The 4,989-nt window shown below is 66.6% G+C and carries 6 protein-coding genes and 1 pseudogene; 2 read left to right on the top strand and 5 right to left on the bottom strand.

The genetic code is table 11. From position 1 onward, the window contains the following. Window positions 1-293: pseudogene (locus tag ACFFIC_RS17025) on the top strand (transposase); the annotation flags it as partial. Window positions 294-567: 274 nt separating this feature from the next. Here the strand turns inward: ACFFIC_RS17025 and ACFFIC_RS17020 are convergent. Genes ACFFIC_RS17020 through ACFFIC_RS17010 form a run of 3 tightly spaced genes read right to left on the bottom strand, consistent with a single transcriptional unit; the run spans window position 568 to window position 1,540 of the window. Then, window positions 568-804 (bottom strand): hypothetical protein, encoded by a 237-nt coding sequence (locus ACFFIC_RS17020; protein WP_377052477.1) that lies wholly within the window; start codon window positions 802-804, stop codon window positions 568-570. Continuing rightward, entirely contained in the window at window positions 804-1,151 is a 348-nt protein-coding gene (locus tag ACFFIC_RS17015) for a helix-turn-helix domain-containing protein (RefSeq protein ID WP_377052475.1), read from the bottom strand. The genes ACFFIC_RS17020 and ACFFIC_RS17015 overlap by 1 nt, the downstream gene beginning before the upstream one ends. Then, window positions 1,133-1,540, bottom strand: a complete 408-nt coding sequence (locus ACFFIC_RS17010; protein ID WP_377052473.1) for a BrnT family toxin — start codon at window positions 1,538-1,540, stop codon at window positions 1,133-1,135. The genes ACFFIC_RS17015 and ACFFIC_RS17010 overlap by 19 nt, the downstream gene beginning before the upstream one ends. A 366-nt stretch (window positions 1,541-1,906) precedes the next feature. Between ACFFIC_RS17010 and ACFFIC_RS17005 the strand changes: the two genes are divergently transcribed. Continuing rightward, a complete protein-coding gene (locus tag ACFFIC_RS17005; RefSeq protein WP_377052471.1) occupies window positions 1,907-2,875 on the top strand; it encodes an IS5 family transposase in 969 nt (322 codons plus the stop codon). Window positions 2,876-3,046: 171 nt separating this feature from the next. On the opposite strand, the gene ACFFIC_RS17000 is transcribed toward ACFFIC_RS17005, so the two are convergent. After that, a complete protein-coding gene (locus ACFFIC_RS17000) occupies window positions 3,047-4,045 on the bottom strand; it encodes a catalase family peroxidase (RefSeq protein WP_377052469.1) in 999 nt (332 codons plus the stop codon). A 73-nt stretch (window positions 4,046-4,118) separates the two neighbouring features. Further along, window positions 4,119-4,661, bottom strand: coding sequence for a transposase (locus ACFFIC_RS16995; RefSeq protein ID WP_377052479.1), 543 nt, complete (start codon window positions 4,659-4,661; stop codon window positions 4,119-4,121). Window positions 4,662-4,989: the final 328 nt, after the last annotated feature.

Raw genomic sequence — 4,989 nt, 5'->3', positions numbered from 1 at the left:
ACTGCCCTACGCCGTGCCCCTCCTCGCCACCCTTCCTGGCGTGCCGCTCTGGGTGGTGGGCGAGAGGCTACTCCAGCCATGCCTTCCGCCAGCACGTCTGGGACCTCGGCGCACGCCCCGCAATACCGCCCAAGAGGAACGAGGTCCCAGTCGCCTGTCCAGATTGGATCCACAACAATCGCAACCGCGTCGAACGCCTCTGGGCCAAGCTCAAGGAGTGGCGCGCCGTGGCGACGCGCCACGAGAAAACTGCCTCGTCCTTCCTCGGCGTCCTACAGCTCGCCGCCACAATGAGGATCGGGTGCGCCATCATCGCGTCGAGCAACTGGTCATCGGTCAGGGACAGATCGCCCAGGTCGAGTTCCGCGTAGGGCGGAAAGCGTCTCCGAGCGCGTAGGTAGCCACCACAGCGGGTTCCGCCCTGTCAGCGTCCGGGTGCGTGATCACGTAATCAACGATGATCCGTGCCAAGCTCCTGTAACTGAGGGAGGTGGGGGAGCAGTCGCGGTAGAGGCCCGGCGTGATGCGGTGAAAGGAGAGCCCGGTCACCGCGTTAATTACTCCCACTCAGGCTGCGAACTTAGGACCGGAGGCGGCCGAGCACATCTCGGTCAGTTCACGGCCGGCGCGAAGAAAAGACTGGCTGCTTCCAACGGGATTCCAGGCGGTGGGGTCGGTCAACGTTTGCTGTCGCCCCTGCTTAATACCCCAGTGAAAGCCGACCTGCTGCGCACCGGCTACAAGCAGTACCTCGATGGACACGATCACGGCGAATGACGTGATGACGCAGGCACGGCGGTTCATCAAGCCGCCGTCAGCGCCCGCGCCGCTGCCTCTGGCTCTCTCTCGATCACACGTAGGTAGGCCAGCGCAGTTGCATCGGGCACTCGCTGGCCTTGCTCCCACCCGCGCAACGTCTTGAGTGGGATGCCGTAGCGGGAGGCGAACGCGGGCTGAGAGAGGAGCGACCGCTCGCGCACAAAGCGGACGCGGGCCGCTATGGCTTCCTTACCGGCGCTAATGGGCGTTAGGTCGGGATCGGCCGCGATCTGCTGGTCGATCTGCTTGTCTGTGGTAACGTCGAGCGCGGCCCAATCAATGTCGCGGAGGGCTTGATTGGCCATGTCCTTGGTCACGCGGGTGGTTGCCATAGCTTCTGCTCCTTCGTGCTTGCCTTGCGCAGCGAGATGATCCGGTAAACCGAGCCCCTCATCGTGTACGTCATGGCAAACAGCCGTCCATTGATCGTTCCAAGGCAGTTGATGCGGGTCTCGCCGTAGTCGCGGCGGGTGTCTTCAAACTCGACCACGCGGTTTTCAAGGACGAAGAAGCCGAGCGCCAGCGACAGATTGCGGAGCCGGCGGTTGGTCTCGTCCTTCGCGGCGTCGAACTCGATCTCCATACCCAGACAGTACGTCAATGAGGTACTGTAGACAAGCGGTTGTTGCGAGGTCAGATCGGCGTGGCGCTTCAACAGGTTGTGTTGCAAACTTCGCGGCGGGCCACGGGTGGCCTGAATAGCAGGCAGATCAGGCAGCAACCTGGAATAGCCCGGCGACGAAAGTAGCTTGGGCCTGCATGTCGCGTCCGCCGATATCTCGAACTTGCCCCTTCCTCACCATTGCCATCACCTCGTAGCCCGCCAGCGTTCGTCGTGCCCTATGGAAACCGCCGAAGCCGAGCCCTGGTCTGACCAGGCGATTCAAGCGCCGATGGTCTTATTCCATGATGTTGTTGAGAAACTTGATTTGGCGTAGCCGCGAGCGTCTCCACAACTCGCCGTCCTCTTTCATCTGCTCGATGGCACACGGGTAGGCCGGGTTCTTGTCCACCGTGATCGTACGCGGGTTCACCGTATGCGGCTGCCCTAGCGCGGCTGTGGTGCAGCAACCTTGCGGGTGGTGCCATGATGAGCTCGGCTTGCGGCCGAGCAGACGGGGTGGAGCGGGCGATGGCGGTGCGGTGTCGTCGGGGCGAGCCGCGGGCGCGGTACAAGGTCCGCGACTGGGCGGCGTACGACCAGGCGCTCGTGCGTCGGGGCGACATCACGGTCTGGGTCTCGCCCGAGGCAGTCGCGGGGTGGCGGGCTCCTGCCGGCCGCCGCACCTTCAGCGACGTGGCGATCGCGGCAGCCCTCACCGTGCGCGCCGTCTACCGGCTCGCGCTGCGGCAGGCCGAGGGCCTGATCCGCTCAATCTTCGCCCTTCTCGGCCTGGCACTGCCCATTCCAGACCACACCACCCTCTCTCGCCGCGGAAGAACACTGCGGCTCGACGGGAGGTCCGATGCGGGCCGCGGCCTCGACCTCGCCATCGACAGCACTGGCCTGCGCCTGGCGAAGCCGTCGGGCGCGGGACACGAGGGCTGGCGCAAGCTGCACGTCGCAGTGGATCCGGACACGGGACAGATCCTCGCCGAAGAGCTGACGCGCTCGGATGTGCACGACACCGTGCCCGTGCCGGCCTTGCTGGACCGCGTCACCGGCTGGATCGGGCGCGTCTACGGTGAGGCCGCCTACGCGGGCAGGCCCACCTACCGGGTGGTGGCTGAGCCCCGGCAGGTTCTGCCGAACGCCGAGGGCGTGTTCAGGCCGAAGGCGCCGGACGTCAGAGCAGCAGACCAACTCGACCCGCTGACCGGGCGCGGGCGGCACGCGCGGCACGTCGCCCGCGACGGTCGCCGCGCGTGGGAGCGCGCGACCGGCTATGGCCGCCGAAACGCCGCCGAGTGGACCCACTCGCGATGGAAGCGCGTCCTCGGCGGCGGTCTGCGGTCGCGAGGCCTCGAAGCACAGCGGGCCGAGGCCGCCATCATCGCCGGCGTCCTGAACCGCATGGCCGAACTTGGCCTGCCTCGCGCGCAGCGCGTCGCCTGATCGGCACCTTCGAGGGCCACGCGTGCCCTCACGGCTGTTCGTGCACCAGAGCCGGCGGCCCCTTCATACGTGGCGTTCAACCAACGACCGCGATCCTGGCACATCGATGCCGTGAAGTAGGGGCCGTCCATCGCATCAGACCTCATCCGCCAACATTGGTCTGGGTACGGACTATTGCAGCCGGCGCGAGAGGGAGACAGCGTAGGCACCGGTGCGGGCGTGCAGCGTCGGGTCTTCGCTGTAGGTGACGCCCGGCGCCATGTCGAGCTGGAGGAAGCTGATGGGGTCGCAGGCGCCACCGGGGCCGGGCGCGACCTCGGTGACGACGAGGCGGCCGACCACCGCGCGCGGCCGGTCGTCGGGCCAGGCGATGGTGGGATTGGTCACGTCGTCGCCGGGGGCAGGGAACTGCAAGACCATGTCGAACTCAACCGGCGCGCGGGCGACGCGCTGCCGCAGCTCGTCGGCGAGGAAGCTGGCGGGCTTGGTGCGCGTCTCCTCCTCCGTCAGGCGCTGGGTGCCGGCGGCGGGCTCGAAGACCCAGCGGGCGTGGCGGACCTCACCGTCGGCGCCCTGGAAGCGGAAGGCGTTCACGCCCCAGTAGGGGGTGGTAGCCCAGCTCGCTGGCGGGAGGGTGGCTGCGAGCCAGCGGGCCTGGAGGGTCGTGGCCGGATTGGCCGCGACGAAGGCGGCGACGGCTTGCGGGTTGGGCTGGCCGGTCGCGGGGTCGGGCCGGCGGGCGAGGAGGCCGGCCACCAGCGCCTCCGGCGTGGGCGAGCCGAAGATGGGGGCGGAGATGTTCGCCATGTCCCAGGTGTCGCCGGACGGCATCTCGAAGCGGATGGACAGGCCGCGCGTGGTGCGGCCGGTGTCGGGGCCGGCCGGGTTCCCCACGCCCACGCCGAAACGGATGACCGTGGCCACGCGCTGGCCGTTGAAGACGGGCGCGACGGAGAGGCGGGTGCCCTCGGGCGTCGCGGTGAAGTGGCCGGCGGCGCAGGTGCCCTTGGCATGGCTCGGGCGGCTGGTGCGGATCGGGCCGAGCACAGCCTCGAAGGCGTTCACGATCTCCTCGGACGAGGGCGGCTCGGCGCGCGCGCCAGATGAGCTACCCAGAAGACCCACTAGGGCACCAGCAGTCAGCATAGCGGTGAACAGGTGTCGGGCCATGTGCAGGCGTCCTTTGAGTGATCCAGCTTCATACCGAGAGGGCAGCGTAGCAGGCTGAAGCAACCTTCTGGCGTCAAAACCTTGCGGCGACGTGACTCTGGCTTGCCACAAAGCGTGTCGGCGCAGCCTTCAGAATCAACCGTATGTCCCATCTGCGTAGCGGCTCCGCTCTGGAAGCTCTGCCCTTCTGCCGGCATTGGCAAGTTGTTTGACGAGAGGGCAAGTTCGGCCGCGTGACTGCGGGTGCGGCAGGATCATGATGTCGTTTGGGCGCAGGGTACTTGGTAGCCGTCATCAGGTGCCGGCGAGGACGGAAGTGGCCATAGATCATGCTGTGTGCCGAGAGGAACCGTTGGGCCTGCTCGGCCGACTTGAACCGTTGCATCTGCCGCTCTCGTCGTCGGGTGGGCCGGTGCGAGTTCTCCGCCCGGTTGTTCAGGTAACGGCTGCTCCGATACCGGACCTTGGGCAGGAGTTCGCGCTGGGCTACCCCGTAGCTCTTCAGCCTATCAGTAACCAGCCGGCGCGGCTTGTACTTCAGGCCGGAGAGCAGCCGCTTGAAGAACCGCTTGGCCGCACTCCCGTTCCGTCGGTCTTGCACCAGGATGTCCAGCACCACGCCATGCTAGTTCACTGGCGGCCCCAGGTAATGCAGCACGCTGTTTATGCGCAAGAACACACCTGATACTGTCGGTGAATCCGGAATCGACATTATTTGGCCTTGCAATGTCTGGGGGCGATACGGGGTCATCAGAACGGGGCGAAGTTTTGGAGGTCTGGACCGGTTGCCCGGTCAGGGCGCGACCCACAAGTCTCGCTCATGAGCCTGCACTCGACGCCCATAGGCGAGATCCCGACCGAGACGGCACGCGTTGCCAAAGCCGCATTCCCCAGGGGCACCCTGGTGATGCGCTTTCGAGAAGAGTTTGCCGGTCTCTTCGAGG

The sequence above is a fragment of the Muricoccus vinaceus genome (assembly GCF_042433125.1).
GTDB classification, from domain to species: Bacteria; Pseudomonadota; Alphaproteobacteria; order Acetobacterales; family Acetobacteraceae; genus Roseomonas; species Roseomonas vinacea.
Note: the sequence above shows the minus strand (reverse complement) of the source record. Positions and strands in the feature narration are given on the sequence as shown.